28 protein-coding genes are annotated in these 25,509 nt (G+C 58.7%); 16 read left to right on the forward strand and 12 right to left on the reverse strand.

From position 1 onward, the window contains the following. Positions 1 to 192: 192 nt before the first annotated feature. The 7 genes from AC2FIB_RS09190 to AC2FIB_RS09220 are packed head-to-tail and all read right to left on the reverse strand — an operon-like array spanning position 193 to position 4,623. Positions 193 to 459: a hypothetical protein gene (locus tag AC2FIB_RS09190; protein ID WP_282169849.1), complete on the reverse strand. Its 267-nt coding sequence runs from the start codon at positions 457 to 459 to the stop codon at positions 193 to 195. After that, a complete protein-coding gene (gene plsY, locus AC2FIB_RS09195; RefSeq protein ID WP_496734275.1) occupies positions 456 to 1,061 on the reverse strand; it encodes a glycerol-3-phosphate 1-O-acyltransferase PlsY in 606 nt (201 codons plus the stop codon). Before plsY ends, AC2FIB_RS09190 begins: the two co-directional genes overlap by 4 nt. Further along, positions 1,061 to 2,341: a dihydroorotase gene (gene pyrC, locus AC2FIB_RS09200; protein WP_496734276.1), complete on the reverse strand. Its 1,281-nt coding sequence runs from the start codon at positions 2,339 to 2,341 to the stop codon at positions 1,061 to 1,063. Before pyrC ends, plsY begins: the two co-directional genes overlap by 1 nt. Further along, positions 2,338 to 2,805 (reverse strand): hypothetical protein, encoded by a 468-nt coding sequence (locus tag AC2FIB_RS09205; RefSeq protein ID WP_496734278.1) that lies wholly within the window; start codon positions 2,803 to 2,805, stop codon positions 2,338 to 2,340. Before AC2FIB_RS09205 ends, pyrC begins: the two co-directional genes overlap by 4 nt. After that, a complete protein-coding gene (locus tag AC2FIB_RS09210; RefSeq protein WP_496734280.1) occupies positions 2,802 to 3,188 on the reverse strand; it encodes a hypothetical protein in 387 nt (128 codons plus the stop codon). Before AC2FIB_RS09210 ends, AC2FIB_RS09205 begins: the two co-directional genes overlap by 4 nt. Beyond that, the gene (locus AC2FIB_RS09215) at positions 3,173 to 3,691 is read right to left on the reverse strand and encodes a hypothetical protein (protein ID WP_496734281.1); all 519 of its coding nucleotides are present in this window, start codon (positions 3,689 to 3,691) and stop codon (positions 3,173 to 3,175) included. Before AC2FIB_RS09215 ends, AC2FIB_RS09210 begins: the two co-directional genes overlap by 16 nt. Beyond that, positions 3,688 to 4,623 (reverse strand): aspartate carbamoyltransferase catalytic subunit, encoded by a 936-nt coding sequence (locus AC2FIB_RS09220; RefSeq protein ID WP_496734282.1) that lies wholly within the window; start codon positions 4,621 to 4,623, stop codon positions 3,688 to 3,690. Before AC2FIB_RS09220 ends, AC2FIB_RS09215 begins: the two co-directional genes overlap by 4 nt. A gap of 759 nt (positions 4,624 to 5,382) precedes the next feature. Between AC2FIB_RS09220 and AC2FIB_RS09225 the strand changes: the two genes are divergently transcribed. From AC2FIB_RS09225 to AC2FIB_RS09250, 6 genes are all read left to right on the forward strand, one after another. Then, positions 5,383 to 6,150: a uracil-DNA glycosylase gene (locus tag AC2FIB_RS09225; RefSeq protein WP_496734557.1), complete on the forward strand. Its 768-nt coding sequence runs from the start codon at positions 5,383 to 5,385 to the stop codon at positions 6,148 to 6,150. Continuing rightward, positions 6,147 to 6,746 carry a metallophosphoesterase family protein gene (locus tag AC2FIB_RS09230; RefSeq protein WP_282169842.1) on the forward strand — a complete coding sequence of 200 codons (600 nt, stop codon included), beginning with the start codon at positions 6,147 to 6,149 and terminating at the stop codon, positions 6,744 to 6,746. The genes AC2FIB_RS09225 and AC2FIB_RS09230 overlap by 4 nt, the downstream gene beginning before the upstream one ends. Continuing rightward, positions 6,743 to 7,363 carry a LysE family translocator gene (locus AC2FIB_RS09235; protein WP_496734283.1) on the forward strand — a complete coding sequence of 207 codons (621 nt, stop codon included), beginning with the start codon at positions 6,743 to 6,745 and terminating at the stop codon, positions 7,361 to 7,363. The genes AC2FIB_RS09230 and AC2FIB_RS09235 overlap by 4 nt, the downstream gene beginning before the upstream one ends. Positions 7,364 to 7,369: 6 nt before the next feature. Next, positions 7,370 to 7,912: a molybdenum cofactor biosynthesis protein B gene (gene moaB, locus AC2FIB_RS09240; protein ID WP_496734285.1), complete on the forward strand. Its 543-nt coding sequence runs from the start codon at positions 7,370 to 7,372 to the stop codon at positions 7,910 to 7,912. 106 nt (positions 7,913 to 8,018) lie between these two features. Further along, the gene (locus tag AC2FIB_RS09245) at positions 8,019 to 9,473 is read left to right on the forward strand and encodes an efflux RND transporter periplasmic adaptor subunit (protein WP_109312948.1); all 1,455 of its coding nucleotides are present in this window, start codon (positions 8,019 to 8,021) and stop codon (positions 9,471 to 9,473) included. Positions 9,474 to 9,478: 5 nt separating this feature from the next. Then, positions 9,479 to 12,877, forward strand: a complete 3,399-nt coding sequence (locus AC2FIB_RS09250; RefSeq protein WP_496734289.1) for an efflux RND transporter permease subunit — start codon at positions 9,479 to 9,481, stop codon at positions 12,875 to 12,877. On the opposite strand, the gene AC2FIB_RS09255 is transcribed toward AC2FIB_RS09250, so the two are convergent. Together AC2FIB_RS09255 and AC2FIB_RS09260 are read right to left on the reverse strand one after the other, a co-directional pair. After that, complete coding sequence (locus AC2FIB_RS09255) at positions 12,874 to 13,293, reverse strand: NUDIX hydrolase (RefSeq protein WP_496734290.1); 420 nt, start codon at positions 13,291 to 13,293, stop codon at positions 12,874 to 12,876. The genes AC2FIB_RS09250 and AC2FIB_RS09255 overlap by 4 nt on opposite strands. A 13-nt stretch (positions 13,294 to 13,306) precedes the next feature. After that, entirely contained in the window at positions 13,307 to 14,113 is an 807-nt protein-coding gene (locus AC2FIB_RS09260; RefSeq protein WP_496734291.1) for a protein-disulfide reductase DsbD domain-containing protein, read from the reverse strand. Positions 14,114 to 14,258: 145 nt separating this feature from the next. On the opposite strand from AC2FIB_RS09260, the gene AC2FIB_RS09265 reads away from it, so the two are divergent. Next, entirely contained in the window at positions 14,259 to 14,813 is a 555-nt protein-coding gene (locus tag AC2FIB_RS09265) for a YqgE/AlgH family protein (protein ID WP_109312945.1), read from the forward strand. On the opposite strand, the gene AC2FIB_RS09270 is transcribed toward AC2FIB_RS09265, so the two are convergent. Next, a complete protein-coding gene (locus AC2FIB_RS09270; protein ID WP_496734293.1) occupies positions 14,814 to 15,764 on the reverse strand; it encodes an L-threonylcarbamoyladenylate synthase in 951 nt (316 codons plus the stop codon). A 137-nt stretch (positions 15,765 to 15,901) separates the two neighbouring features. Between AC2FIB_RS09270 and AC2FIB_RS09275 the strand changes: the two genes are divergently transcribed. From AC2FIB_RS09275 to AC2FIB_RS09305, 7 genes are all read left to right on the forward strand, one after another. Beyond that, positions 15,902 to 17,605 carry an acyl-CoA dehydrogenase family protein gene (locus AC2FIB_RS09275; RefSeq protein WP_496734295.1) on the forward strand — a complete coding sequence of 568 codons (1,704 nt, stop codon included), beginning with the start codon at positions 15,902 to 15,904 and terminating at the stop codon, positions 17,603 to 17,605. Then, a complete protein-coding gene (locus AC2FIB_RS09280) occupies positions 17,605 to 18,651 on the forward strand; it encodes an MBL fold metallo-hydrolase (RefSeq protein ID WP_496734296.1) in 1,047 nt (348 codons plus the stop codon). Before AC2FIB_RS09275 ends, AC2FIB_RS09280 begins: the two co-directional genes overlap by 1 nt. Positions 18,652 to 18,655: 4 nt before the next feature. Next, positions 18,656 to 19,108, forward strand: a complete 453-nt coding sequence (locus AC2FIB_RS09285) for a DUF6173 family protein (protein ID WP_496734297.1) — start codon at positions 18,656 to 18,658, stop codon at positions 19,106 to 19,108. Between the two features lie 64 nt (positions 19,109 to 19,172). Further along, complete coding sequence (locus AC2FIB_RS09290) at positions 19,173 to 21,011, forward strand: glycerophosphodiester phosphodiesterase (protein ID WP_496734299.1); 1,839 nt, start codon at positions 19,173 to 19,175, stop codon at positions 21,009 to 21,011. After that, positions 20,998 to 21,558 (forward strand): hypothetical protein, encoded by a 561-nt coding sequence (locus tag AC2FIB_RS09295; RefSeq protein WP_496734301.1) that lies wholly within the window; start codon positions 20,998 to 21,000, stop codon positions 21,556 to 21,558. Before AC2FIB_RS09290 ends, AC2FIB_RS09295 begins: the two co-directional genes overlap by 14 nt. Positions 21,559 to 21,626: 68 nt before the next feature. After that, positions 21,627 to 21,761, forward strand: a complete 135-nt coding sequence (locus tag AC2FIB_RS09300) for an aa3-type cytochrome c oxidase subunit IV (protein ID WP_058273578.1) — start codon at positions 21,627 to 21,629, stop codon at positions 21,759 to 21,761. Between the two features lie 20 nt (positions 21,762 to 21,781). Next, positions 21,782 to 22,414: a hypothetical protein gene (locus tag AC2FIB_RS09305; protein WP_496734302.1), complete on the forward strand. Its 633-nt coding sequence runs from the start codon at positions 21,782 to 21,784 to the stop codon at positions 22,412 to 22,414. Here AC2FIB_RS09305 and AC2FIB_RS09310 read toward each other — a convergent pair. After that, positions 22,403 to 22,735: an AzlD domain-containing protein gene (locus tag AC2FIB_RS09310; protein WP_496734304.1), complete on the reverse strand. Its 333-nt coding sequence runs from the start codon at positions 22,733 to 22,735 to the stop codon at positions 22,403 to 22,405. The genes AC2FIB_RS09305 and AC2FIB_RS09310 overlap by 12 nt on opposite strands. Continuing rightward, positions 22,732 to 23,448: an AzlC family ABC transporter permease gene (locus tag AC2FIB_RS09315; RefSeq protein WP_496734305.1), complete on the reverse strand. Its 717-nt coding sequence runs from the start codon at positions 23,446 to 23,448 to the stop codon at positions 22,732 to 22,734. The genes AC2FIB_RS09310 and AC2FIB_RS09315 overlap by 4 nt, the downstream gene beginning before the upstream one ends. Between AC2FIB_RS09315 and AC2FIB_RS09320 the strand changes: the two genes are divergently transcribed. Together AC2FIB_RS09320 and AC2FIB_RS09325 are read left to right on the forward strand one after the other, a co-directional pair. Beyond that, entirely contained in the window at positions 23,447 to 24,388 is a 942-nt protein-coding gene (locus AC2FIB_RS09320) for a formate dehydrogenase accessory sulfurtransferase FdhD (RefSeq protein WP_496734307.1), read from the forward strand. The two genes, AC2FIB_RS09315 and AC2FIB_RS09320, sit on opposite strands and share 2 nt — an antisense overlap. Positions 24,389 to 24,499: 111 nt before the next feature. After that, positions 24,500 to 25,453, forward strand: a complete 954-nt coding sequence (locus tag AC2FIB_RS09325) for an AEC family transporter (protein WP_109312937.1) — start codon at positions 24,500 to 24,502, stop codon at positions 25,451 to 25,453. Positions 25,454 to 25,509: the final 56 nt, after the last annotated feature.

Here is a 25,509-nt window from a genome sequence, read left to right on the forward strand (position 1 = left end):
TTTCACCTTTCGTGAAGGGGCCGCCACGTGGCGCAGAAAATTGCGCCCAGACGACCCAAGAGTTTTTTTGTCCGTGAGACCCGCAATTGGCCGTCACGGAACCCAAGTGGGCAGGCGGCTCATCACGTTCAAAGCAATCAATTGTGAATGTGCAGGGGCGAAGAGGCATTGTTCACAAATGCAGGGTAGGCCTTAGGTATCGGGCGTCAGATCCAAAACGAATTCGGTGACTTTTTCCGCGGGCATTTCGCAGGGGCGAAGAAGAGATCCGCGTTTGGTCAGATAAAGGTTCAGGCTGATGTAGTCGCTGCCGTCCAGTGCGCGTGCGACAAGTTTCTGCGACTTGCCGTCTGAAAATTCCGTTCGACTGACGATATACCGCCTGCCGTGGGCACGCCCGGTCGACGACCCCTTGGGGATGGCAAAAAAGGCGGTCAGGAAGGCGTTCGGGGCGCTCAAGACTGCCCGATTTTTGGTTCAGTGCCGGATTTGATGCGGGCAATATTCGCGCTGTGGCGCCAATAGACCAACAGGGTCAGGACGCCAGCCAGTAGCAGCGTTTGCGAACCTGTCAGCAGAAGGGCCCAAATCGTGGACGTTGCCGCCGCTGCAAGTGCCGCAAGGGATGAGATGCGCCAGATTGCAGCAGCAACCAACCAAGTCAAACAACAGGCTACACCGACGCGCCAGTCCAACGCCAGCCAGATCCCCAGAAACGTGGCGACCCCTTTGCCGCCCTTAAATCCCAGCCAAACCGGAAAGCAATGGCCCAAAAGTGCTGCCAGCGCTGCAATCTGCGCAGCATCCTCGCCCCCCAGTACGCGCGCCACCAGAACGGCAACCCCGCCTTTTGCGGCGTCGAAGATCAGGGTCAGGGCAGCGGCGGTCTTGTTGCCTGTCCGCAAAACATTGGTTGCGCCGATATTGCCCGATCCGATGTTGCGCAGGTTGCCCAGCCCCATCACCTTGGCCATGACCATACCAAACGGGATCGATCCCATCAGGTATCCAAGTGCCGCCCAGAGGATCAGCTGGGTCATTGTGCTGTCGATGATCGGCATCAGGGTCTCCGGTAAACTTCTTGTCCTGCAACGAAAGTTGCGGTGACCTTACCCTGCATCCGCTGGCCGTCAAACGGTGTGTTCTGAGATTTGGATTTGAGCGAGAACCGGTCCAGCACAAAGGGCACATCCGGGTCAAACAGCACCAGATCCGCAGGCGCGCCTTCGGACAGGCGGCCACTGTCCAGCCCTAATCGTTTCGCCGGGTTTAGGGCCATTGCACGGAACAGTGTCGGCAGGTCCAACTGCCCGGCATGATACAGACGCAAGGCGGCGGGCAGCAGGGTTTCCAACGCTACCGCGCCGGAGGCCGCCTCTTCAAACGGCAGGCGTTTGCTTTCCTCATCTTGAGGCGTGTGCATGGAGCTGATCGTATCAATCAGGCCGGTCCGCACCGCTTCGATCACTGCTTGCCGGTCATCCTCGGATCGCAGCGGCGGCTTGACCTTGAAGAAGGTGCGATAGTCGGCCACGTCCAACTCATTTAGGGTCAGGTGGTGGATTGACGTACCTGCCGTGATGTCCAGACCGTTCCGCTTCGCCCGCTCCAACGCTGGCAGGGCGCGGGCAGTGGTGATCTGGTCGGCGTGATAGGTTGCCCCGGTCATCTCTAGCAGAGCGATGTCGCGGTCCAGTCCCATCCGCTCGGCCATTGGTGAGACGGCGGGCAGGCCGCGCAGCACGGCGAACTTACCACTGGTGGCTGCGGCACCATTGCTGAGAATGGGTTCTTGCGGGTGGGCGATGACCAGCGCGCCACAGGCCCGGGCATAGGTCAGGGCGCGGGAAAACACCTTGGTGTTGGCGATCACGTGATCGCAGTCAGTAAAGGCGACGGCGCCGGCATCCTGCAGGAACCCGATCTCAGTCATTTCGCGGCCTTCGCGACCTTTGGTCAACGCGGCCATTGGAAGGACGTTGACCGGCGTGTCGGCCTGAGCCCGGCGTGTGACGAACTCCAGACTTTCCGGTGTGTCGATGGCCGGGCTGGTGTCAGGACGGGTCACGATCGTGGTCACGCCACCGGCGGCGGCGGCCAGACCGGCGGACTTATAGCTTTCCTTGTGCCGCTCGCCGGGTTCGCAGACCTTGACGCCGATATCGACGATACCGGGGGCAAGGCATTGCCCGCCACAATCGACGACCTGTGCCTCTAGCGTCGGAGCAGCCCCTGCGCCACGTGCAGAAATCCGACCGTCAGACACGTGCAGCCAGCCAAGGCTGTCCGTACCAGTCTCAGGGTCGATCAGGCGGGCGTTTGAGAAGAGTACAGCAGTCATTTCGAGGCCTCTTGGGCTTGGTGCAGCGCCGCCAACACGGCGTCTTTTTCTTCAAGACAATCATAGGAAAAGAACGGTTTCAGCTTAATCCTAGTTGGCGTGGATTCAATCTTAAGGGATTGAGTGATTTCAACGCGCTTAATACGCGGTTGCTTTGAAATCAAAAGCTTCCTGATGATCCATGCAGAGTTTCTTGTAACCGCATAGATGCAATGCGTGCGATTGTAATAATCGATGAACAAAATAGCGGTTGTGCTTATCGGAAGCATGTAGAGCGGCAGATATTCCCACGACACCTTCAGTGAGAAAAGCACTGGAATCCAAACCACTAAAGAAATAGCAGCTAGCCAATGTCCAAAAAAGGACGCGTGCTTTGGGATCACGCGTTGATCGGGGCGACCGACCCACAAAACCTCTTCTTTGAGAGGTATCTTTGAACGCACCCAATCTTTTACGGCTGTCATCTAATCGCCCTTTCGATGGCGGCTTTGGTGGCGGCGGGGTCAGCCTGATACTTGATCAGATGCTTGTCGCCGCCCTTGGTGACGATCTGGACAAAGCTGCCCATGAGGTTGACCGCCTCTATCTGGTTCAGCGCCACATTGCGCGTGCCGGGGCCGGTTAGGGTGGTGTCCGTCATCTGCCATGTGGTGTTCAGTTCTTCTGAGGCCAGGTACCATGCGCGAAAGGCAACCGCGGCAAGACCGGCGGGCGCCCCGGTCCAGACGTAGGGGTTGCCGACCAGCCACAGCACGATCATCGCGACCGCCATGGCTCCGGCGGCCAGCCATGTATTCGTGCGGATATACGCACCTTTGTCGGGGGTGAAGGTCACAGGATCAGCCATAGGATGCCTCCAATGACCACCAGCACCACTACTGCTAGCATGGCCGACCCAATACGGCCGGGTTTGTCGTCCTTTGGCGGGGTTTGCGGGGCCGAGAACGGTTTCGCGCTTTCGGTTTTAATTGCTCCACCGGTCCAGCTTGTTGCCTCTTCTGTATAAAGGCCGATCAGTTGCACTTTGGCGTCTGGTTGCAAAGTGGCGGCACGTCCCTGAAACGCGGCACTGCGCACGACCATGACCCAGCCTTCAACGCTGCCAAGTGCAGCCCGATCCAGTTGATCTTTGGGAACGCCGCACCCTTCGTTGAGATAGCCGAAAAGACCCAGTTCCTCGAGATCTGATACGGGAAAGACGTCGATCTGAACGGGATCCAGACCCTCGACACCCAGAATCTGGTCGGCGGCGCCCGGTTCGCGCAGGAACTTTGCTGCTTCGGGCCGCATGTCCAAGTGAAACAGGCGGAGGACGCCATGTTCGTGGGGGGCGACGTTCAGATCACTCATGCTGCCTCGCGCAGGTTGCGGGCCAACAGTTCCATTGCGGCCATGCGAACGGCGACGCCCATTTCGACCTGTTCCTGAATAACGGACCGGTTAATGTCGTCCGCCAGCGTTCCATCAATCTCAACACCGCGATTCATCGGGCCAGGATGCATGACGATGGCGTCCGGTTTGGCCTGCGACAGCTTAGCGGCGTCCAGACCATAGCGGTGATAGTATTCCCGTTCCGAGGGGATGAACCCGCCATCCATCCGCTCTTTCTGGAGGCGCAGCATCATCACGACGTCGACATCTTTCAAGCCCTGGTTCATGTCGTCGTAAATTTCAGCACCAAACTCGGCAAACTGGCTTGGGAGCAGCGTCGGTGGTCCAATCAGACGAATACGGTTTTCCATTTTGCCCAGCAGGATCAGGTTTGACCGCGCCACGCGGGAATGGGCGACGTCGCCGCAGATCGCGATGTTCAGGCGGTGCAGGCGACCTTTGGCGCGGCGAATGGTCAGAGCGTCCAGCAGAGCCTGCGTCGGGTGTTCATGTTTGCCGTCACCGGCATTCAGCACCGCGCAATTCACCTTCTGCGCCAGCAGGTCGACCGCGCCGGAATGCGGATGGCGCACCACCAACAAATCGGGGTGCATAGCATTCAGCGTCATCGCTGTGTCGATCAGCGTCTCGCCTTTTTTGATCGAACTGGCCTGCATCGCCATGTTCATCACATCCGCGCCCAGCCGCTTGCCTGCGATTTCGAAACTGGCCTGCGTGCGGGTCGAGTTCTCGAAGAACATGTTGATTTGCGTCAGCCCTGACAGCACGTCGGAATGCTTGGTCGACTGGCGGTTCATGTCGACATATTTCTCGGCCAGATCGAGAATGGCAGTAATATCGGATTGCGACAGGTGTTCGATGCCAAGAAGGTGACGATGGGCGAAACGCATTGGCGGGCTCCTGTCTGACAATCGCGCCGCTTATAAGAAGCCACGCAGCCCAAGGCAACCTAAGGATCAGATCCTTCAGGCAGTTTCTCGCACCCGCCTTCGGGCAGACACTGTTCGCCCGGTTTGCACCATTTACCATATCCGCAGTCGACGGCCTTGACGGGAACACAGCCCTGGTTTTTGGAACACTTGAACCCCTGACGGCACTGAGACCCGGTTTTTTCGCAAAGATACCAACCGGGGCGCGAACATCCGCCACCCGGCAGGCAAGACGATCCGGATCCGCAAATGCGACCGTCGTCGCATGTCAGTGAAGGCAGTTCCAGAATGTCAGGTGTATTGCGCTCGCATTCGCCACGGGCATTGCAGATGCTGCCGCCGGGGCAGTCCAGGCGCGACCTGCACTTATTTTGCCCCGCTGGTGCGCATCGGGTGCCGCCTGCCACGCAGCGCTCGAATGGGCCGCAGGTACGGCCGCCGCCGCAATAGGTGCCGCCCAATGGAATGCAGTGCCCGTCAAAGCTGCATCTTTGCCCGCCCGAGCAGCATGTGCTGCCACATTTGAATTGGCCCGCGCGGCACTGGCCATATCTGTCTTTGAACTGCGCAGAAGTAGGACTGCTGAGAATGATCAGCAGCAAACCAAGAAACAAGAATCGCAATACAGACAACATGAATATGGCAATCGTCGGCGCGATGGACTGACCAATCAAGGTCTATCTGCTTTCCCTCGTTCAAAAGGTGGTTAGATTGAGGGGTATGGAATCGGCTTTGGACTATCATACTACCCGTGCTCTGCTGGAATGGCAGATCGAACTGGGTGCGACGGATGCGATCGGTGATGCACCGGTGGATCGCTATGCGTTGCCGGATACTGCGCCCAAAGCCAAGAAACCCGCAAAGGCCCAGACCGCACCAGAAAAACCCAAGCAAGTTGATCCAGCTACGGTTGCGAAAGCTGCCGCTCAGGCGGCTGGGTCATTGGTTCAGTTGCAAGCGGCCATAGGCGCGTTTGAGCTTTGCGAGTTGAAGCGCGGCGCGCGGCAGTTGGTCTTTGCCGACGGCACCCCGGGTGCGCGGGTGATGATTATCGGAGAGGCCCCGGGCCGCGATGAGGACCGCGAGGGCAAGCCCTTTGTCGGACGCGCCGGTCAGTTGTTGGACCGGATGCTGGCCGCGATTGATCTGAATCGGACCGAAAACGTCTATATCACCAACGTCCTGCCGTGGCGCCCACCGCAGAACCGGGATCCCAAGCCCGAAGAGATTGGCATGTTGAAGCCGTTTCTCGAACGGCACGTGGCCTTGGCCAAACCCGAGGTTCTGGTGGTGATGGGCAATATCAGCTGTCAGGCTGTTCTGGGTAAACGGGGGATCACACGGCTTCGGGGTCAGTGGGATCAGGCGATGGACTTGCCGGTTATCCCGATGTTCCACCCGGCTTATTTGCTACGTCAACCGCAGATGAAGCGGCAGGCATGGGCCGATTTGCTGGAGCTCAAAGCAAGGCTGGAGGGCAAGGTATGAAAATCCTCGCATTCTCGGACCTGCATATGGCGCGAAACCGTGCCGCAGACGTTGTTGCAGCCAGCGATGAGGCCGATCTGGTTATCGGAGCCGGAGATTATTGCAACATGCGGCAAGGTCTGGATGACGCGATGGCGATGCTCTCTGGTATCAATGCGCCGCTGGTTCTGGTGCCGGGCAATGCCGAAAGTGCAGGTGAGCTGGCCGAGGCTGCGCCGGAAGGCGTGCATGTTTTGCATGGGACAGGCATGACTGTGGATGGGCTGCGTCTGTTTGGCCTTGGTTACGGCGTGCCGGTGACGCCATTCGGTGAGTGGTCCTGTGATCTGACGGATCCTGAAGCGGCTGAGTTGCTGGATCGTTGCGAAGGGGCTGACATCCTGATCGCGCATTCTCCGCCCAAGGGTCACGGCGATCTTACGTCGACGGGTGATGCGGTAGGATCGGTGGCGGTCCGTGACGCAATCGAGCGGTTGCAGCCGCAATTTGCCCTTTGTGGCCATATCCATGACAGCTGGGGTTACCGAGGCGCAATCGGCGTGACGCAGATCGCCAATCTTGGCCCCACAGTAAATTGGTTCGAGGTCACCACGTGATTGAAACAGTTATGCTGCTGGCGTTTATCCCGGCGGCAATTGCCCTGAACCTGACCCCCGGGGCGGACATGATGTTCTGCTTTGGGCAGGGGCTGCGGTCCGGGGCGCGGCCTGCAATCGCCGCCAGCGCAGGTATCTCCGTCGGATCGATGGTTCACGTTCTGGTGGCGGGTCTCGGTTTAGGAGCGGCCGTGGCGACGATGCCCTGGCTGTTCGATGTGATCCGCTGGATGGGCGTTGCTTATCTGCTGTATCTCGCCTGGGGGGCGTTTCGGAATGGGGCGGTCTCTGCGGATGCTCCCTCCGGTCCCACCCAATTGGCATTCCGGGACGGGCTGGTGGTGAACCTGACCAACCCTAAGGTAATTCTGTTTGTTCTGGCTTTTATCCCGCAGTTCGTGAACCCGGCGGCGGGATCGATCCTGCTGCAGTTCCTGATTTTCGGATCCATCATTGCGCTGGGCGGATTTGTGGTGAATGGGCTAGTGGGAATTTTTGCCGGTGGTGCGGGGCGGATGCTAATCGCGAACCCGCGCGCTTCGCGCATCATGGGCTGGATGACCGGAGGGATTTTCACAGCCCTCGCGATCCGGCTTGCCATCTTGGAAAGGGCCTAAGGAAACATGTCGCGCATTGATGAGACCAAAGACTTCATTCCGGTCCGTATCGCCGTGCTGACCGTCTCGGACACGCGGTCGCTGGATGAAGATAAATCCGGTCAGACACTTGTGGACCGCATCGAGCGTGCCGGGCATCACGTTGCTGACCGCAGCATCATACAGGACGAGCGCAACAAGATCGCCGATCAGTTGCGGGCCTGGATCGCTAACCCGGAAATAGATGTGGTAATTTCGACAGGGGGTACCGGCCTGACGGGCCGCGACGTAACGGTCGAAGCGCATCGCGATGTCTATGAGAAGGAAATCGAGGCTTTCGGCACGGTGTTCACAGTCGTTTCAATGAAGAAGATTGGTACGTCGGCCGTGCAATCACGTGCGACCGGTGGGGTCGCAGGCGGCACATATCTATTTGCATTGCCCGGCAGCCCGGGCGCTTGCAAGGACGCCTGGGACGGCATTTTGGAAAAACAGTTCGACTACCGCCACCGTCCCTGCAATTTCGTCGAAATAATGCCCAGATTGGACGAACATTTGCGACGGAAGTAGACTGGTCGCACGTTAAACCGTTCATAACCGCTTTGTGGCTTGGCATTTTTTGCTACCCAGCTACCTTTTGCTAATGGCAGCCTGATGCAACCGGGGTGAATTTTATATGCGATTTCTGAGGCAAAGCCTTGTTGGAGTCTTTTTGACGTCGTTGACAGTGGCCCTGTTGTTTGTGGCGGCGCAGATGATTTCGGGCGCCGTGCAAGACGTTCTGACACGGGAGGAGTCGGCTCCGCAGGCGCGCGAGCGTGTCTTTGCCGTTTCTGTTCGGTCTGCGGAATTGGAGACCGTCACCCCATATCTTGAAGCCTTCGGCGAAGTTCAAAGCCGTCGTAGGTTAGAGTTGCGCGCCGCGCTGGGCGGGCGTGTTGTCGGGCTGGCTGAAGATTTTGAAGATGGCGGTGTGGTAACAACAGGCGAAGTTCTGGTTGAACTTGATCCCGCGGACGCCCAGTCCGCACTGGACCGGGCAAAATCCGATTTGTTGGACGCGCAGTTTGAAGAGCGTGACGCGGAGCGGTCGCTGCTGCTGGCGCAGGACGAGTTGAACTCGGCTGAGGCGCAGGCGGAGCTGCGCGGGCGCGCCTTGCAGCGCCAACAGGATTTACAGACCCGCGGGGTCGGGGCCGCGGCATCTGTGGAAGAAGCCGAGCTGGCCAAGGCCGCCGCGCAGCAGGCGGTGCTGGCGCGGCGGATTGCGCTGGCCCAAGCAGAATCCCGCGTCGATCAGGCGACCACCCTGTTGTCACGAGCCCGCATTGCGCTTGAGGCTGCTGAACGCGATCTGGATGATATGACAATCCGCGCCCGGTTCGGGGGTACATTGACGGATGTAACGCTGGTCGAAGGACGGCTGGTGTCCGCGAACGAAAAGCTGGCAGAACTTGTCGACCCCAATGCATTGGAGGTGGCATTCCGCGTCTCAACCGCGCAATACGTCCGATTGCTGGATGCAGCCGGTGATCTGATCGACGCACCGGTGACTATCTCGCTTGAGGTCACGGGCACGGACCTGACCGCACAAGGCCGCATTAGCCGCGACAGCGGATCGGCGGGCGAAGGGCAGACTGGGCGTTTGATCTATGCCCGACTGGATGAGGCGTCGGGGTTCAAGCCAGGCGATTTTGTTACCGTCACAGTGCAGGAACAACCGCTGGACAACGTAGTACTGCTGCCGTCTTCGGTTCTTGATGCTGTTGGCACAGTGTTGGTGCTGGATGAGAATGACAGGCTCGAAGCGCTTCCAGTCCAGCTGATCCGGCGTCAGGGCGATGAGGTCTTGCTGCGCGGCGAAGGTTTGGTTGGGCGTGAGGTCGTGATCGGCCGCACGCCGCTGCTGGGATCGGGCGTTCGCGTCCGGCCCCTGCGGATAGATGATAGCGCCGGGGCCGCACCGGATATGGTTGAGCTGTCTGTCGAACAGCGCGCTAAGTTGGTCGCTCAGGTTGAGGCCAGCACCCGCATGCCAAAGGACGTCAAAGAACGGGTTCTGGGTCAGTTGAGCGAGGCCAAGGTGCCCGCCTCGCTTGTCCAGCGGCTTGAAAACAGGGCGGGGGGCTAAGCGCCATGATGCGCGAGATCCCCGGCGCGGCAGGCGGCATCCTTAGTTACTTCACGCGTCACAAAACGGTGGCAAACCTGCTGCTGCTGGTGATGCTGGTCCTGGGCGCGGCGGCAATCCCGAACATGCGGGCACAGTTCTTTCCGGATGTGATCCTAGAACGCGTCGACGTGAGTGTGGACTGGGATGGGGCCGGTCCCGAAGATGTGGACAACGGTATCGTTCAGGTGCTTGAGCCCGCCTTGCTGGCGGTCGAGGGTGTCGCCAGCACCGAGTCCACGTCACGCGAGGGGCGCGCCAGCATTCGGCTCGAGTTCGAGCCAAACTGGGACATGTCCCGCGCCGTCGAGGAGGTCCGGACTGCCGTCGACAGTGTCACCAGTCTGCCCGACGATGCCGAAGAACCAACGATCCGGCGGGGTGCCTGGCGGGACCGGGTTACAGATGTGGTTGTGACCGGACCTGTCGATCCTGATCAACTGGCCAAGTTCACGGACGAATTGATCAACCGTCTTTTCGCGGTCGGGGTTACCCGTACCACGATCCGGGGGCTTGCTGCGCCGCGCATCGTGGTCGAGATACCAACCGCCCAACTGATTGCCAACGACATCACCCTGTCCGAGGTCGCATCAGCCGTCGCGGCCGAGGTCAATGCAAACCCAGCAGGTGATGTGACTGGCGCGAATGCCCGTATTCGCACGGGTACGGAAAAGCGCACACCCGAAGAAATCGAAGGTATCGCCCTGCGCAATTTTGCGGATGGGTCCAAGTTGCTGGTGGGCGATGTCGCCCAGATCCGGGTCGAAGGGGTCAACCGCAATCGCAGCTACTTTGTGGGCGAAAATCCGGCAATGTCGGTGCGGGTAGATCGCTCAAACCTGGGTGACGCGATCGAAATCCAGCACGCGGTCGAAGACGTTGTGACGGAAATGCAGGCCAGCGTTCCCGAAGGGGTGACGATCGAGCTGATCAGAACCCGCGCTCAGGCGATCACCGACCGTCTGGATATTCTGGTCGACAACGGCCTTGTTGGCTTGGGCCTGGTGGTCTGTCTGCTGTTTTTGTTCCTGAATGCGCGGATCGCCTTTTGGGTCGCAGCAGGTATTCCGGTTGCCATGTCCGCCGCGATTGCCTTCATGTATATCGGCGGGCTGTCGATCAACATGGTGTCCCTGTTTGGCCTGATCATCACATTGGGCATTGTTGTGGATGACGCCATCGTCGTGGGTGAGCATGCCGATTTCCGCGCGCGCCGATTAGGTGAGGCCCCAATGGTGGCCGCTGAACGCGCGGCGCGACGCATGGCGATGCCGGTCTTTGCTGCGACCCTGACAACCGTGATCGCCTTTTTTGGCCTGACCCTTGTTGGCGGTCGGTTCGGAGAGTTGATCCGCGACATCCCCTTTACCGTTATCGCGGTTTTGATTGCGTCGCTGATCGAATGCTTCCTGATCCTGCCGAACCACATGGCACATGCCATCGCGCATTCCACGAAAGAGCACTGGTATGACCTGCCCAACCGCGTGGTCAATCGCGGGTTCCGCTGGGTGCGGGATCATCTGTTCCGACCGTTGATCGCCTGGGTTGTTTGGGCGCGATATGTGGTGGTTGCAATGATGGTGGTGATCCTGGCCAGCCAGGTTGCCCTGTTCATTCGAGGTGATGTGAACTGGCGGTTCTTTAACGCGCCCGAGCGCGGCTCGGTCACGGGCAACTTCATAATGGTCGAAGGCGCCACCCGCGCCGAGACCGTGGCCATGATGCATGAGCTGCAGCGCGCGACCGAAGAGCTGGGGCAGATCTATGAAGACCGCCACGGTCGCAATCCGATCGACTATGTGCTGGCCGAGGTGGGCGGGTCCGCAGGATGGGGATTGGCTGCCGCCGATGGCAAAGACGCTGACTTGCTGGGTGGTATTTCCATCGAGCTGATCGATGCGGATCTGCGCCCCTATTCCAGCTTTGAGTTTGTGGGTGAGTTGCAGGATTTTGTTCCGCGCCACCCGAAGGTCGAACTGCTCAGCTTCCGGGGCTGGCGCTCTGGGCCCGGTGGCGATGCCATTGACGTTCAGTTCTATGGCGCGGATGTGAATACGCTCAAATCCGCATCAGAGGACTTGCAGACCGAGCTTTCAAAATATCCTGAAGTTTCGGCGCTGGAAGACAATCTTGCCTATGACAAGGAAGAGTACATTCTGGACCTGACAGCGCAGGGTCAGTCGCTGGGGTTCAGGATCGAAACGCTGGGACGCGTCTTGCGCGACCGGTTGAACGGGATCGAGGCGGCGACCTTCCCGGACGGCCCGCGTAGTGCCGAGATCAGGGTTGAACTGCCCGAAGGAGAGCTGACCGCCGACTTCCTGGAACGTACTCTGATGCGCACCCCGGACGGCGTTTATGTACCGCTGGCCGATATCGTTTCGGTCGAGCGGAAATCCGGCTTCTCGACCGTCCGACGCGAAAATGGGCTGCGGGTGATATCGGTGAATGGCGACATCTCGGAAGATGACCCCACGCGCGCGGCTGAGATTGCACGTGCCATGGGCGAGGAAATCCTGCCGAAAATCGCCTCGGAACGACAAGTTGAATGGCGGATGGCCGGTCTGAGCGAACAGGAAGACGAGTTCCTGTCCGAGGCGCGCACTGGCCTGATCCTGTGCCTGACGGGCATCTATCTTGTTTTGGCCTGGGTGTTTGCGAGCTGGACGCGGCCACTGGTGGTGATGGCGATTATCCCATTTGGGTTGGTCGGCGCGATCTGGGGGCACTACCTGTGGGAAGTTCCGCTAAGCATGTTCACGGTCGTCGGTCTGCTGGGGATGACGGGGATCATCATCAACGACTCGATTGTTTTGGTGACGACCATCGACGATTACCAGAAAGAGCGCGGGCTTGTGCCGTCGATAGTTGAAGGCACCGCAGACCGGTTGCGGCCTGTGATGCTGACGACGCTGACCACGGTTCTGGGGCTGACCCCGTTACTGTATGAAGGGTCGCAGCAGGCGCAGTTTCTCAAACCCACAGTCATTACTTTGGTCTATGGGCTGGGCTTTGGAATGTTGCTGGTCCTGCTGCTAGTCCCGGCGTTGCTTGCCATTCTGAACGATCTGTCTCGCCCAATGACCGCGATGCGTCGGGCGGCACGTGCCCCGGACCGTGTGGTGCAGGGGACGTTGGCGTGTTCGGGCCTCGCTTTGCTTTCATGGTTTATGGTCACGATGGTGTGGCCCGCAATTTACGGCGCGCCCATCGGGTTCTTGTCCGGGCTTTATGCGGGCGAGGATGGCATGGCTATTCTTCGGATGGGCTTAGGTGCATTCGTGACAGGTGCTGCGCTGATACTGTTCCTCAGCGTGGCAGTCTCTGGCTTGCTTTATTCCCGGCTCAAAAGGCCCGCGACCTAAGTCCGGCGCAGGGCGGTTTCCAGCAGATCGATGACGCGGTTGCTCATCTCTAGTTCGCCGCGACGGATCTGATCCACAGGGAACCAACGCGCATCGAGCGCGTCGTCACCTGCAATGGGGTCGCCGGTTTGATACTGACAGGCCACGCCTACCAGCAGGTAGTGTGTCTGGACGTCGCCGTTTTCGTTCCAGCGCAGCAAATCAAGATTGTCTAAGTAGTGCTGTGGGTCTGCAATGACCGAGGTTTCTTCGCGCAGCTCTCTTTGCGCGGCTTGCAGAACGGTCTCACCCCATTCCACATGGCCACCGGGAAAGCCCCACAGGCCAGCATCGGGTTGCTTGCCGCGCTGCACCAGCAGCACATGGTCCTGATGCAGAACAACCGCCAAGGCGCCGATTTTCGGGGTTTGTGTCATGAAATCACCGGGCTCAGCTTGCGCTGCATCCCCGAATGTCGACTGCGTGATTTGCCCCCAACACGGTGATCCGAATTTCCGACCGATCCAGCGCAAACGGTCCGCCTGTTGCGTTGATCACCTCAGAGGTTGCGATCAGAGTATTCCCGGTTCGCGTCGTCTCGGTCTGCGAAGCCCAGAGCGCCGGGTTCCCCGGCTCGATCACGGCCACCTCGCGACCGCCTGCCGAGGGCATGGTCACCCGGGCCTCGATCTTCATCCCGTCTGATGTGGGTGAGAGGTGACAGGTGGTATGGGCCACTCTGGCCTCGTGTTCGGAAAAGGGTCTTTGTGCTAATGCAGCGGCGATGGTGGGGTTGCGCCCGGCGTCTGCGTTCAGCGTGTGGTCGAAATCCAGCTGTTCCGGGATGCAAACATCCTTGCAGACACCCAGATCCATCGTTCCCTGCAGGCGTACGGGCTTGGCTGGGTTTTTCGGCGTGATCTCGACTGGCAAAACCAGTTGGTTTTCGTAGCCGATCGATTGCAATCCGTTCTGGTCAAAAACATTGGGTGCGGGCCATGTAATCGACACATGCCCTACGTTGTCCGAGCGGTTCCAGTCGAATTGCGGCGGAATGCCAGCATCCCCCGGCGCACGCCAATAGGTTTTCCAACCGTCCTGCAGTGTCACACGCACGGCGCTGAGGTACGTTCCTTTAGCGGTGCGTCCGCCATCCAGAATATCCAACTCGGCAACGGGGCCTTTGACCTGCGCTGTTGCAGGTAGGGCCAGACCAAAGGTTATGGCGATTGCCGGTAATACATTTTTTACGCTCATGGTTCATAAATGCGCGGTTGCGGCACAGATTCCAAGTCACGTTCCGGTAACCAGGATGAAATCTGCGGAAATGTGCGCTGATCCCTTGCCATTCCGGGTGACCAAGGGTCATTGTTGAAGCATACCTGATAAGAGATGTCGGCCCATGGATCTTACCGGAAAACTGTTGATTGCGATGCCTGGCATGGGCGATCCGCGTTTTGATCATTCGGTGGTGTACCTGTGCAGCCATGGCGAAGATGGTGCTATGGGTTTGATTATCAACAAACCTTCGGATCTGCGGCTGAAAACTTTGTTGAGTCAGCTCAACATCCCCTGCCGGATTCCGGTTGTGGGTGAACGTTTGGTCCATTTCGGCGGTCCGGTCGAGATGTCGCGTGGTTTTGTCCTGCACAGCTCGGATTACGAGGCGAACCTGCATTCCATGCACATCACGGATGAGTTCAGCATGACGGCAACGCTGGATATCCTAGAGGATCTTGCCTCGGGGCGCGGGCCTTTGAACTCCACTTTGGTGCTGGGCTATTCGGGTTGGGGACCTGGTCAGCTTGAGGATGAGATCGCGATGAATGGTTGGCTCACGACCGAGGCGTCGTCCAAGCTGGTCTTCGATGTAGCTGATGATGAGAAATGGGGAGGTGCGCTTGCGACTTTGGGCGTTGACCCCTTGATCCTGTCTGCCGAGTCTGGGCGCGCCTGATCAGCCGTTACGCGGGGCCGCAGCGCGGCGCAGGCGGTCGTTAATGGCCGCACCCAAACCATGTTCGGGAATTTGGGTCACCGCAATTGGTCTGCCGGTGTCATTCAGGCTGTGCAGTGCGGCGAACAGGTTGGCAGCGGCCTCGGCAAGATCACCTTTCGCTGACAGGTTCAGATCGCAGTCCACCGGGCCAAACCCCAGCAGAACTTCATCGCCTTGGGCAGTGCTGGTGTTCAGACGAACGGGCGCATCCGGGGCATAATGCGATTGCAGCTGGCCGGGCGCGTTCAGCGCATCACCCGATTGGTGATGGTGCAGCTGAGTATCCAGAACCGCCTCGATCTGTTCCAGCGCAACACCGCCGGGGCGCAAAAGGGCAGGCTCGCCCGCAAGGCCCACAATTGTGCTTTCCAACCCGACCCCGCATGGCCCATCGTCCAGAACCGCGGCGATGCGCCCATTCAGGCCGGACAGGACGTGCGCGGCTGTGGTCGGGCTGATTTGCCCGGACGGATTGGCGGATGGCGCGGCGACCGGGCCGTCGAATTCGGACAGTAGCGCACGGGCCGCAGGGTGGGCTGGCACTCGCACTGCGAGCGTGTCCAGCCCAGCCGTTACCAGCGATGAAATCCCGTGATCCGGGCGCAGTGGCAGAACCAGAGTCAGCGGTCCGGGCCAGAACGCGGCCGCTAAGGCCTCGGCCTGATCGGACCATGTCACGAACCGCTGGGCGGCTTCGATCGAGGCCACATGCGCAATCAACGGGTTGAAGCTGGGTCGTCCCTTGGCGGCATAGATGCTTGCCACCGCTTCTCCGTTACGGGCATCCCCGCCCAGGCCGTAGACCGTCTCGGTCGGGAAAGCCACCAGAAGACCCTGGCGCAGCAAGTCTGCGGCCTGCGCGATTCCGGCTGGGTCGGCGTTTAATGTCAGAGTGCCGTTGGGGATCATTGGTGGTGACGCCGCGTTTTGATTGCGTATAGCATTTGGACCGATACCTAATCGGTGGAACCCAGATGCATAAAGGTGGGCGGTGGAAATTCCAAGCCCGTCGGCGTAAACGCAATCAGACAGCCTAGAGGGAAGACATGCCATATCGCGCCCCAATCTCTGATTATGAATTCTTGTTCCGCCACGCGGTCAATTTTGACAAGATCGCTGCTACCGAGAAATTCTCGGAAGCCAGCGACGATGTGGTCAGTGCCATTCTGACCGAAGCCGGAAAACTTTGCGAAGAGGTGATGGCCCCTCTGCAACGCCCCGGTGATCTTGAGCCCGCGCGCTTGGAAAACGGCGTGCTGCGTACCTCGACCGGGTATGCTGATGGCTGGAAAGCCATAGCCGATGGCGGCTGGGTCGGGATGAGCGGTGATCCGGAATATGGCGGCATGGGTCTGCCGATGACGCTGACCACCGCCGTGAATGAAATGATGTCGGCCGCCTGCTTGTCGCTGCAACTTGCGCCGCTGATGACACAGGGCCAGATCGAAGCGCTGGAACATCACGCCAGCGATGAGCTCAAGGCGCTGTATCTGCCTAAGATGATGGCAGGTGAATGGTCTGGTACCATGAACCTGACCGAACCACAGGCCGGGTCGGATGTGGGTGCGTTGACTTCGAAAGCCGAAGCCAATGGGGATGGCACCTTTTCTGTGACAGGGCAGAAAATCTTTATCTCATGGGGTGACAACGATTTTGCTGAGAATGTCTGCCATCTGGTACTGGCGCGCCTGCCCGATGGCGTTCCCGGAACCAAGGGCATTTCGCTGTTCCTGGTGCCCAAGCTGTTGCCGGATGAGAACGGCAATCCCGGTGTGGCCAATGATCTGAAGGTCGTATCGGTCGAGCACAAGATGGGCCTGCACGGCTCGCCAACCTGCGTGATGCAGTTTGACGGTGCCAAAGGCTGGCTCGTGGGCAAGGAACATGGCGGCATGGCCGCGATGTTCACCATGATGAACAACGCGCGCCTGGGTGTTGGCGGTCAGGGCGTGGGCGCAGCCGAAGGTGCCTATCAGCACGCGCTGGCCTATGCGTTGGAGCGGAAACAGGGCAAAACCCCCTCGGGCACCATTATCGACCACGCTGATGTGCGTCGGATGTTAATGAGCATGCGTGCTGACACTTTCGCTGCGCGTGCGATTATGCTGGCCAACGCCGCGGCCATCGATATGGCCAACGCAACGGGCGACGCCGATTGGATGTCTCGTGCCGCTCTTTTGACACCGATTGGCAAGGTTTTTGGCACCGAGACGGGAATGCGCGTATCTGAGACCGGTGTTCAGGTACATGGCGGTATGGGCTTCATCGAGGAATCCGGTGCTGCTCAGTATTATCGCGACGTCCGCGTGACCGCGATCTACGAAGGCACCAACGGTATTCAGGCGATGGATTTGGTGGCGCGCAAGATGATGGATGGCGGCGAAGCAGCCTCGCGCCTACTGGACGAGATCGAAGATCATGCTGAACAGGCGCGGGCGACGATGCCCGAACTGGCTGGCCCGGTTTGGGAAGCGACCGAAAGCTTGCGCGAGACGACCGAGTGGATGGTGGCGCAGTCTGATATGAACAACCGGTTTGCCGGGGCGTTGCCGTATCTGCACGCCTTCGCCCGCGTTTTAGGTGCACATTACCACCTGAAGTCGGCTTTGGCTGAACCGGGTGGTCCGCGCTTCAAACTGGCCCGGTATTACATCAACGCGCTGTTGCCTGAATATGCTGGGCTGCTTGTACAAGCACAGAACGGGGCAGATGATGTATTCGGGCTCAGCGCCGAGGAGTTTGTATCCTGATGGACGGAGATACCCCTTTGGCAATCAGATATCCCTGGTCTGAACCTCCAGCCGAGGGCGAGGCGACCGAGATTGCCGAAGGTGTTCTGTGGATGCGTTTGCCGCTGCCCATGGCGCTGGATCACGTTAACGTTTATGCGCTGGACGATGGGGACGGCTGGACCGTGATCGACACAGGAATGTCGTCGAACAAAACACGGCGCATCTGGGAAAAGCTGATGGCAGGCCCGTTGGCGGGCAAGCCGATCACGAGGGTGGTTGTGACTCATCATCACCCCGATCACGTGGGCAATGCGGGTTGGTTCCAATCCGAACATAGCGTGGAATTGGTGGCGTCGCGAACGGCCTGGCTGTTTTCGCGGATGCTACAGCTGGATGTTCAGGAAAGCTGGCCCCAGGAGACGCTGGATTATTACCGCAGTGCAGGAATGGCGCCCGACGTTCTGGCCAAGCGGATGGCCGAGCGCCCGTTCAATTATTGCGACACTGTTTATCCGATGCCACTGGGTTTCACTCGGATCAAACAAGGCAGTGTAATCCGCATGGGTGGGCGCGATTGGGATGTTCATATGGGCAATGGTCATGCACCAGAACACGCCACGTTCTGGAGCCGAAACGACAATCTGGTGATCACCGGCGATCAGATCCTCAGTTCGATCAGTCCCAACCTGGGTGTCTATGTCACCGAACCACTTGCTGATCCGGTTGCGGAATGGCTTGAGGCCTGCGAACGGCTTCAGGGGCTGGCGCGACCAGAACATCTGGCGCTGGGCGGGCATAAGTTGCCATTCACCGGGTTGCCCATCCGGATGAGGCAACTGATCGACAATCACCACAGCGCATTGGATCGTTTGGAAAAGTATTTGGACCAGCCCAAGACCGCTGCCGAATGTTTCATGCCCTTGTTCAAACGGCAGATCAGCGGTGGCGAGTATGGGCTTGCGCTGGTCGAAGCGGTTGCACATCTGAACCATCTTTACCACATTCGAGCTGTCACCCGGACGCGCCGCGCGGACGGGGCGTGGGAGTTTCAGCGCAAAGGGTAAAGCTATGCAGGATCAGATCGAAACCTCGGCCGAGGCCGCCGAAGCCGCAGCTTTGCCGCGCTGCTACGAAGTGCATTCCGACCCCGAAGCAAAGTCAGGCGCAAAAGACCTGCCCGGCCCGTTGCAAAAGCCGGTCGAAAAGAAAAGCCCCGCGCAATGGGCTTATGAGCGGCTGATCCTCTATATCCAGAATTTCGAAAAGACCCTGACTGGCGACCAAGAGGTTGCGATGGGATTCACCGGCGGCGACGCAGGTGTCATGCGGATCGAGGGGATGGGGTATTTTGATCCCGATATCATCACCTTTTACGGGTCCGATGCGACCGGCGCGCGCACTCAGCTTGTACAACATGTGAGCCAGTTGAACGTGATGCTGCGGGCCCTGCCCAAATCGGTTGAGGATAAACCAGCCAACCGGATCGGGTTCCGTCTGGCGGCGGATCTGGAAGAAAGCTGATCACCTGACTTGCAATTCACGTCTGCGCAGCCTTGAATGAGTTTACCATTTAAGGGGGCCTCACGTGACCACTTTCTCTGCCGTTACAAGTGCCTACAAAGGTGCGTGGGCCCGTCGCCGTGTCTTTGTGCCGATCTATCTTGTTGTGCGCCTGCTTTTGGTTGCGCTGATTGCGCCCGGCGTGGCGATCACGGTGAATCTTGCCGTATCGCTATCCAACCAGACGGCGCTGACTGATCAGGCGATCGCTGCATTCATCCTCTCACCTGCCGGGTTTATTGCGGCCGTTGTGGTTCTCAGCCTGTTTCTACTGGCCGAGGTGTTTGTCTTCTCGGTCATGGCCGGGTCGCTACGGATGGCAGAGCCGGACCCATGGCGCGCCGGCAGTTCTTCGATCAGGCTGATCCTGTCGCGGCTTCCATCCCTGTTCGGATTTGCGGTGCGCTTTGTTGTGCGCGTTTTGCTGTTGGTTCTGCCCTTTGCGATCGTTTCTGCCGTGATCGCGTGGTGGACGCTGACTGAATATGACATCAACTATTATCTGACCTTCCACCCGCCCTCATTCTGGGTGGCTGTGGTGCTGATCGGGGCGGTTGCGCTGGCTATGGCTTGGGTGTTGATCCGACGCCTGTCAGCTTGGGCTTTGTCGCTGCATTTGGTTTTGTTCGAGGGCGTTCACCCCGGACATGCGTTTGGCATCAGTGCCAGTCGGATGGAAGGTAAGCGCGGACGCCTCAAGATAGAACTGGCCATCTGGTTGGCTGTGCGCTTTGTCATCGCTGCCGTGATCGCCTGGGTGGCCGGGCTTTTGTTCGCACTGGTGCCGCTGCAAGGCGCAGCCAACCTGAGATTGGCCCTGATTTACAGCCTCGCCGTTGCCGGTATCTGGTCACTGGCCGGACTGGTATTGGCAGCCACGGCTCTGGGCGCACTGGCAGTGCTGCTCGATGGGTTCTTTGATATCCAGACATCAGAGCCAACCCCTCCAAAGCCGCGCAACCTGCGCAGAACAATGGTCACGGCTGTTGGGGCCGCCATCGTTGCTGTTCTTGTTGGGATATGGTTTGGGCAGCACCTTCTGGAAAGGGTGCAGGCACCGGACCGTGCAGAGGTTATCGGTCATCGCGGCGCTGCCGCGCTGAAGCCAGAAAACACGATGGCCTCGGTTCTCAAGGCGATCGAGGACGGGGCCGACTGGGTTGAGATCGACGTGCAGGAAACTGCGGATGACGTGGTCATCGTCGCCCATGACAGTGATTTCATGAAACTGGCCGGTGTTAACCTCAAGGTGTGGGATGCCACGATGGAGGATATCGATCAGATCGACATCGGCAGCTGGTTTGGCCCGGAATACGCCGATGAGCGTACGCCGACGCTGCGCGACGTGCTGGAGGCCGCGAAGGGCAAGGCCAAGGTCATTATCGAACTGAAATACTACGGCCACGACGTAGACCTTGAGAATCGGGTTGTCGCTCTGGTCGAAGAGCTGGGCATGCAGGACGACATTGCAACGATGTCCCTGAAATACCCGGCAGTGCAAAAGATGAAGACGATTCGCCCCGACTGGCGCGCCGGTGTTCTGGCCGCGACTGCTGTGGGTAATCTCTCAGGTCTCGAAGGTGATTTCGTTGCGGTGAACGCTGCGATGGCAACGCCGGGCTTGGTCAATTCGGTCCACGCTGCGGGTAAGGACATCTATGTCTGGACCGTGAATGATCCGCTGCAAATGTCGGCCATGGCGTCGATGGGGGTGGATGGGCTGATCACGGACCGACCAGCGATGGCGAATGAAGTTCTGCGTGTGCGCGCCGAAATGGGGCCGGCAGAGCGTTTGTTGCTATGGCTGGCGACGACCTTTGGCATGTCCTTTGATACTGAGGCGATGCGCGATGAAAGCCCTTAAACTGGCAGCAATCCTTTTGGTGACTGCCGCGCCAGCCTCCGCGCAAGACGTCATGCGCAGCTTTGAGTTGCCCGCGCATCGCTCCCTGATGGCAGAGCGTAGCAGCGCAGAGTTGACTCCGTTTGAAACGGATGGCTGTTCGGGTGGTCTTTCGGCCAGCTGGCGTTTTGTGGCTGATACATTCCCCAGCTTTCGGGGACTGTATGAGGCGCACCCACCGTGGGAATACTGCTGTGTGACCCATGATCGCGCCTATCACCATGCGGGCGGGGCTTTGCGGGCCGAAGACAGCTATGACGCGCGCCTGTCCGCGGACGACACCTTGCGTGCCTGCGTCAAACAGCATGGAACAGACCATGCCGAGGAATATGCCGAGCGCTATGACATGACGGCCGAACAAATCCGTACCGCTCATTCCGTCGCGGCCGAAGCGATGTATGCGGCGGTCCGATTTGGCGGCGGCCCCTGTTCGGGCCTGCCCTGGCGTTGGGGTTTTGGGTATCCGGGGTGCTCGGTGTTCCCACCTTTGGCCCCTGCGCGCGAATGACGTGGTGACAGGCCCCGGATTTTCCATTATCCAACATTTCAAACACGCGAATTAGGATTCTGAGACTCATGGCTGAACACAAGCACGGCGAAATGGATATCACTGTTCAAACCAAAACCTTTGATGGGTTTGTCAAAGCCACCACATGGTGTGTGGTTGCCATCGCCCTCCTTTGCCTGTTCCTGGCGGTCTTCGCCGCATAATCCAAAAAACGGGGTTGACCGTGATCCGGATTTTGATTGCCTGCCTGCTGGCAGCAACTGTTGCTGGCTGCACGGGATCGCAGCGCCCGCAAGCCGACCGGGCCGAGGTCGTTGCCCGATCCTATCGTGATCCGGGGCCTTCGACCCTGACGCTTTATACGATGATCAGCACGCGCACCGGATCTGGTGCGCATACCTCGTTGATGATCAGCGGCAGTGAGCGGGTGATCTTTGATCCTGCGGGGTCTTTCCGCGCAGATGTGGTTCCGATCAAGGACGACGTGCTGTACGGTATCACCCCGAATGTCGAGCGCGCCTATCGCAGCTCGCACGCGCGCGAAACGCATTATGCGCGTATCCAGACGATTCAGGTAAGCCCGCAACAGGCTGAGATCGCATTGCAGCTGGCCAAGCAATCCGGTCCGGTCGCAGGAGCCTATTGTGCGAATTCCACTGCGTCGCTGTTGAAGCAGGTTCCGGGGTTCGAACAGATCAACGTGACCTTTTTTCCGGTCAAGCTGTCGGATCAGTTCGGTCAGCTTCCGGGTGTTGTGACCACTGAGTATCGTGAGAATGACGATGCCGATCTGCAAAAAGGTCTGGCCGCCAACAACGCGACGCTGAACCAACTGGAAACGGTCTCAACCCAATAAGTATAGCAACCCGTACAGGGTTGCGGCGCCGCTGAAGATTGCTGCCAGCACATTCTTTGTGATCACTCCAACGCTCAGCGCAACCGCGGCGGCCGCCATGCGGGGAATGTCCGGTTGCCCCTCGGTTGCGGTCGGCCACACGACCAGCGGTGCAATCAGTGCTGGCAAAATGGCCACAGCAGTATAGCGCAAGTGGCGCAACAGCCATGGTGGCATCGGGCGATCCCCGACGAGGCCAATAAAGACAAACCGCAAACTATAACTGCCAACGGCAAGTCCAATGATGATGGACCAGATCGTGACCGAATCAACAGGGGTCATGATGTGGCCTTTCTGCGTTCGGCGAACAATTCGGCCTGAGCGCCGGCCATCATGCCGGCACATCCGGCAATCAGCAGGCCCAGATTGTATGGGATGCCAGCGGTCATCAAAGAAACGAAAATGGCGACCAGCGCAGCCACCACATGGGGTAGGGTGCGCATCATTGGCCCGATCATTGCCAGAAATGTAATCGGCAAGGCAAAGTCCAGCGCCCAGCTTTCGGGAATGCGCGTGCCAAGAACCGCGCCCAGATAGGTCGCAAATATCCATAGCGGCGTGATGGGGGTGACCGAGCCCACGAAATAAGCCATGCGCTGGGGCACCGTCATCCTGGGTTCTTTTTCAAACTGCACGATTGAACAGGCATAAGACTGATCGACGGTCAGGTAGGCTGCACATGCCCGCTGCCACATCGGCGCAGCCCCCAGATAGGGCGTCAGTGACGCTGAATACATCGCCATCCGGAGGTTTACCGCCAGGGCAGAAACAAGAATAATGGCCGTCGGTGTCTGATCCTGCAGCAATTGCAGCGCGGCAAACTGCGCAGCACCCGCAAAGACCGTGGACGTGAACGCCATGGTTTGCACGATATTCAACCCAGCCTCAGTCGCGAACACGCCGAACAGGGTGCCAAACGGGATCGCCACAAAAATGAACGGGGTCCCGTCGCGAAAACCCTTCCAGAAGTATGACTTGGATGTGGTGTCTGCCATGGCTAAATCCTATGGTGATCCCCGCAGCAGTAGCGGTCTTGGGAAAGGGTTGCAATTGGCCACGGAACAGAACCAGTCAGACTACATCATCGCCCCAGATCCCGGTGCGCCCCGCCTGACTCGCGCCGTTGAAGGCGTGGACCAGAATGGTGAAGTCAGCCAGATCTCGGTGGTGGAGGAACGCCCGCTGACGATTTTCCTGAATTCGCAAGAGATCGTGACAGCGATGACGATCGGTGACTACCCCGAGTATCTGGCGCTGGGGTTCCTGCGCAACCAGGGGATGCTGCTGGTCGATGACGACATCACGCGCGTCGATTACGATGAAGATCTGGAAACCGTGGTGGTACGCACCGCGCGCGAGACCTCGTATGAGGACAAATTGAAGAAAAAGACCCGCACCAGCGGCTGTGCGGTCGGCACGGTGTTCGGTGACATGATGGAAGGATTGGAGAACGTGCGCCTGCCGCAGGTCTCGGTCCGCACCTCGTGGCTGTACGATCTGGCGGCCAAGATCAACCGCACCCCGTCGCTGTATCTTGAGGCTGGGGCGATCCACGGCACTGTGCTGTGCCACGAGAACCGCCCGTTGGTCTATATGGAAGACGTGGGCCGCCACAACGCTGTCGACAAGATCGCGGGTTGGATGCTGTCAAAAGGTGAGGGGGCTGAAGACAAAATCCTCTACACCACCGGACGTCTGACCTCGGAAATGGTGATCAAGACCGCGATGATGGGCATCCCGGTTCTGGCGTCGCGATCGGGCTTCACCGCATGGGGCGTAGAGATTGCCCGCGAAGTCGGACTGACACTGATCGGTCGGATGCGTGGGCAGCGCTTTGTATGTCTTTCAGGTGAGGACCGACTGATGCGTGATGTGGATCCGGCGACTGTGGCGGTCGAAGATAAGAAACACAAAAGGAAAAGTTCCCAGTCCTGAAATCCGTTGGGTAACCAGTCGTTCTGAGAAAACTCTGCAAGTTCCAGAAGATGTACACTAAGGTGGAGCAACTCAGAGTGGAATTTTGGATGGTTGCCACGTAGGGAAGCTATGGAATTAATCAGTTTAATTGCACCGGTCTTCGCGGTGATCTTGACGGGGTACGTGTTTTCTTGGACGAATCTTCTGGGTGAAGACACGTCAGAAGCTCTGGTGCAGTTTGCCGTTTACGTCCTGATCCCCGCCATCATGTTTTACCTGATTGGTCAGGAGGAGTTTGAGAACCTTCTAAACTACGGTTTCTACGTGTCGTATGGCGGTACGATACTGGCTCTTTTTGCCGTCCTGTTCATCGGTTTGAAGGCGCTGACGAGTTTTCAGGTCGGATCAGCAACCGTTTTGGCTTTTGCTGGCGTTGCCTCGAACACAGCGTTGGTTGCGCTGCCCATCCTCCATGCGATTTTTGGATCAAAGGGGGCGCTGCCGGCCGTATTGGCAAATCTGGTGGTCGCCATTCTGCTGTTGATCATGACCACCATTCTAGAGACCTCGGCCGGGCACAAGGCAAGCGCCAAGACACCCATTTACAAGATCCTTCTGAATGTTTTGAAAAACCCGATAATCGCTGCAACGTTGTTGGGCGTTCTTTACTCTTTCACAGGTATTGGGTTTTCTGACGCCGTTTCGGATTATTTAGAGCTTATGAGCCAGGCGCTTGCAGCTGTTGCGCTGTTTGCGATCGGGTTTACCACAAGTGTTCGCACGATTGTTCAGACTGGACCAATGATCCTGTTCTTGACGGTAGTAAAACTTCTCGTTGTTCCGGGGGTGGTGCTGCTTGCGGGGCATTTGATCGGGCTGGATCCGCTTTGGATCATTGCGGCGACGGTCTCTGCAGCAGCGCCCACGGCAAAGAGCATCTTTTTGCTGGCCAAACATTATGATCAGGAGCCGCAACTCGCCGCTCACATCGTGTCGGCGACCTCGTTCCTGGCGGTCGGGACTTTGATCCTGTGGCTGTTTGTCCTGCATCATCTGCATCCTACCGCGTTCCAATTGAATTGAGTTCGCTCTACAAAGTTGCGATCTATTGATCACTTGGACGCAAGCAACAAGGTGCA

Source organism: Ruegeria sp. YTSA072, assembly GCF_059610285.1.

Excerpts from the sequence above, each read along its gene's own strand:
- plsY (WP_496734275.1), bottom strand. The coding sequence starts at position 1,061 with ATGCCGATCATCGACAGCACAATGACCCAGCTGATCCTCTGGGCGGCA.
- pyrC (WP_496734276.1), bottom strand. The coding sequence starts at position 2,341 with ATGACTGCTGTACTCTTCTCAAACGCCCGCCTGATCGACCCTGAGACT.
- AC2FIB_RS09205 (WP_496734278.1), bottom strand. The coding sequence starts at position 2,805 with ATGACAGCCGTAAAAGATTGGGTGCGTTCAAAGATACCTCTCAAAGAA.
- AC2FIB_RS09210 (WP_496734280.1), bottom strand. The coding sequence starts at position 3,188 with ATGGCTGATCCTGTGACCTTCACCCCCGACAAAGGTGCGTATATCCGC.
- AC2FIB_RS09215 (WP_496734281.1), bottom strand. The coding sequence starts at position 3,691 with ATGAGTGATCTGAACGTCGCCCCCCACGAACATGGCGTCCTCCGCCTG.
- AC2FIB_RS09220 (WP_496734282.1), bottom strand. The coding sequence starts at position 4,623 with ATGCGTTTCGCCCATCGTCACCTTCTTGGCATCGAACACCTGTCGCAA.
- AC2FIB_RS09225 (WP_496734557.1), top strand. The coding sequence starts at position 5,383 with ATGGAATCGGCTTTGGACTATCATACTACCCGTGCTCTGCTGGAATGG.
- AC2FIB_RS09230 (WP_282169842.1), top strand. The coding sequence starts at position 6,147 with ATGAAAATCCTCGCATTCTCGGACCTGCATATGGCGCGAAACCGTGCC.
- moaB (WP_496734285.1), top strand. The coding sequence starts at position 7,370 with ATGTCGCGCATTGATGAGACCAAAGACTTCATTCCGGTCCGTATCGCC.
- AC2FIB_RS09245 (WP_109312948.1), top strand. The coding sequence starts at position 8,019 with ATGCGATTTCTGAGGCAAAGCCTTGTTGGAGTCTTTTTGACGTCGTTG.
- AC2FIB_RS09250 (WP_496734289.1), top strand. The coding sequence starts at position 9,479 with ATGATGCGCGAGATCCCCGGCGCGGCAGGCGGCATCCTTAGTTACTTC.
- AC2FIB_RS09255 (WP_496734290.1), bottom strand. The coding sequence starts at position 13,293 with ATGACACAAACCCCGAAAATCGGCGCCTTGGCGGTTGTTCTGCATCAG.
- AC2FIB_RS09260 (WP_496734291.1), bottom strand. The coding sequence starts at position 14,113 with ATGAGCGTAAAAAATGTATTACCGGCAATCGCCATAACCTTTGGTCTG.
- AC2FIB_RS09265 (WP_109312945.1), top strand. The coding sequence starts at position 14,259 with ATGGATCTTACCGGAAAACTGTTGATTGCGATGCCTGGCATGGGCGAT.
- AC2FIB_RS09270 (WP_496734293.1), bottom strand. The coding sequence starts at position 15,764 with ATGATCCCCAACGGCACTCTGACATTAAACGCCGACCCAGCCGGAATC.
- AC2FIB_RS09275 (WP_496734295.1), top strand. The coding sequence starts at position 15,902 with ATGCCATATCGCGCCCCAATCTCTGATTATGAATTCTTGTTCCGCCAC.
- AC2FIB_RS09280 (WP_496734296.1), top strand. The coding sequence starts at position 17,605 with ATGGACGGAGATACCCCTTTGGCAATCAGATATCCCTGGTCTGAACCT.
- AC2FIB_RS09285 (WP_496734297.1), top strand. The coding sequence starts at position 18,656 with ATGCAGGATCAGATCGAAACCTCGGCCGAGGCCGCCGAAGCCGCAGCT.
- AC2FIB_RS09295 (WP_496734301.1), top strand. The coding sequence starts at position 20,998 with ATGAAAGCCCTTAAACTGGCAGCAATCCTTTTGGTGACTGCCGCGCCA.
- AC2FIB_RS09300 (WP_058273578.1), top strand. The coding sequence starts at position 21,627 with ATGGCTGAACACAAGCACGGCGAAATGGATATCACTGTTCAAACCAAA.
- AC2FIB_RS09310 (WP_496734304.1), bottom strand. The coding sequence starts at position 22,735 with ATGACCCCTGTTGATTCGGTCACGATCTGGTCCATCATCATTGGACTT.
- AC2FIB_RS09320 (WP_496734307.1), top strand. The coding sequence starts at position 23,447 with ATGGCTAAATCCTATGGTGATCCCCGCAGCAGTAGCGGTCTTGGGAAA.
- AC2FIB_RS09315 (WP_496734305.1), bottom strand. The coding sequence starts at position 23,448 with ATGGCAGACACCACATCCAAGTCATACTTCTGGAAGGGTTTTCGCGAC.
- AC2FIB_RS09325 (WP_109312937.1), top strand. The coding sequence starts at position 24,500 with ATGGAATTAATCAGTTTAATTGCACCGGTCTTCGCGGTGATCTTGACG.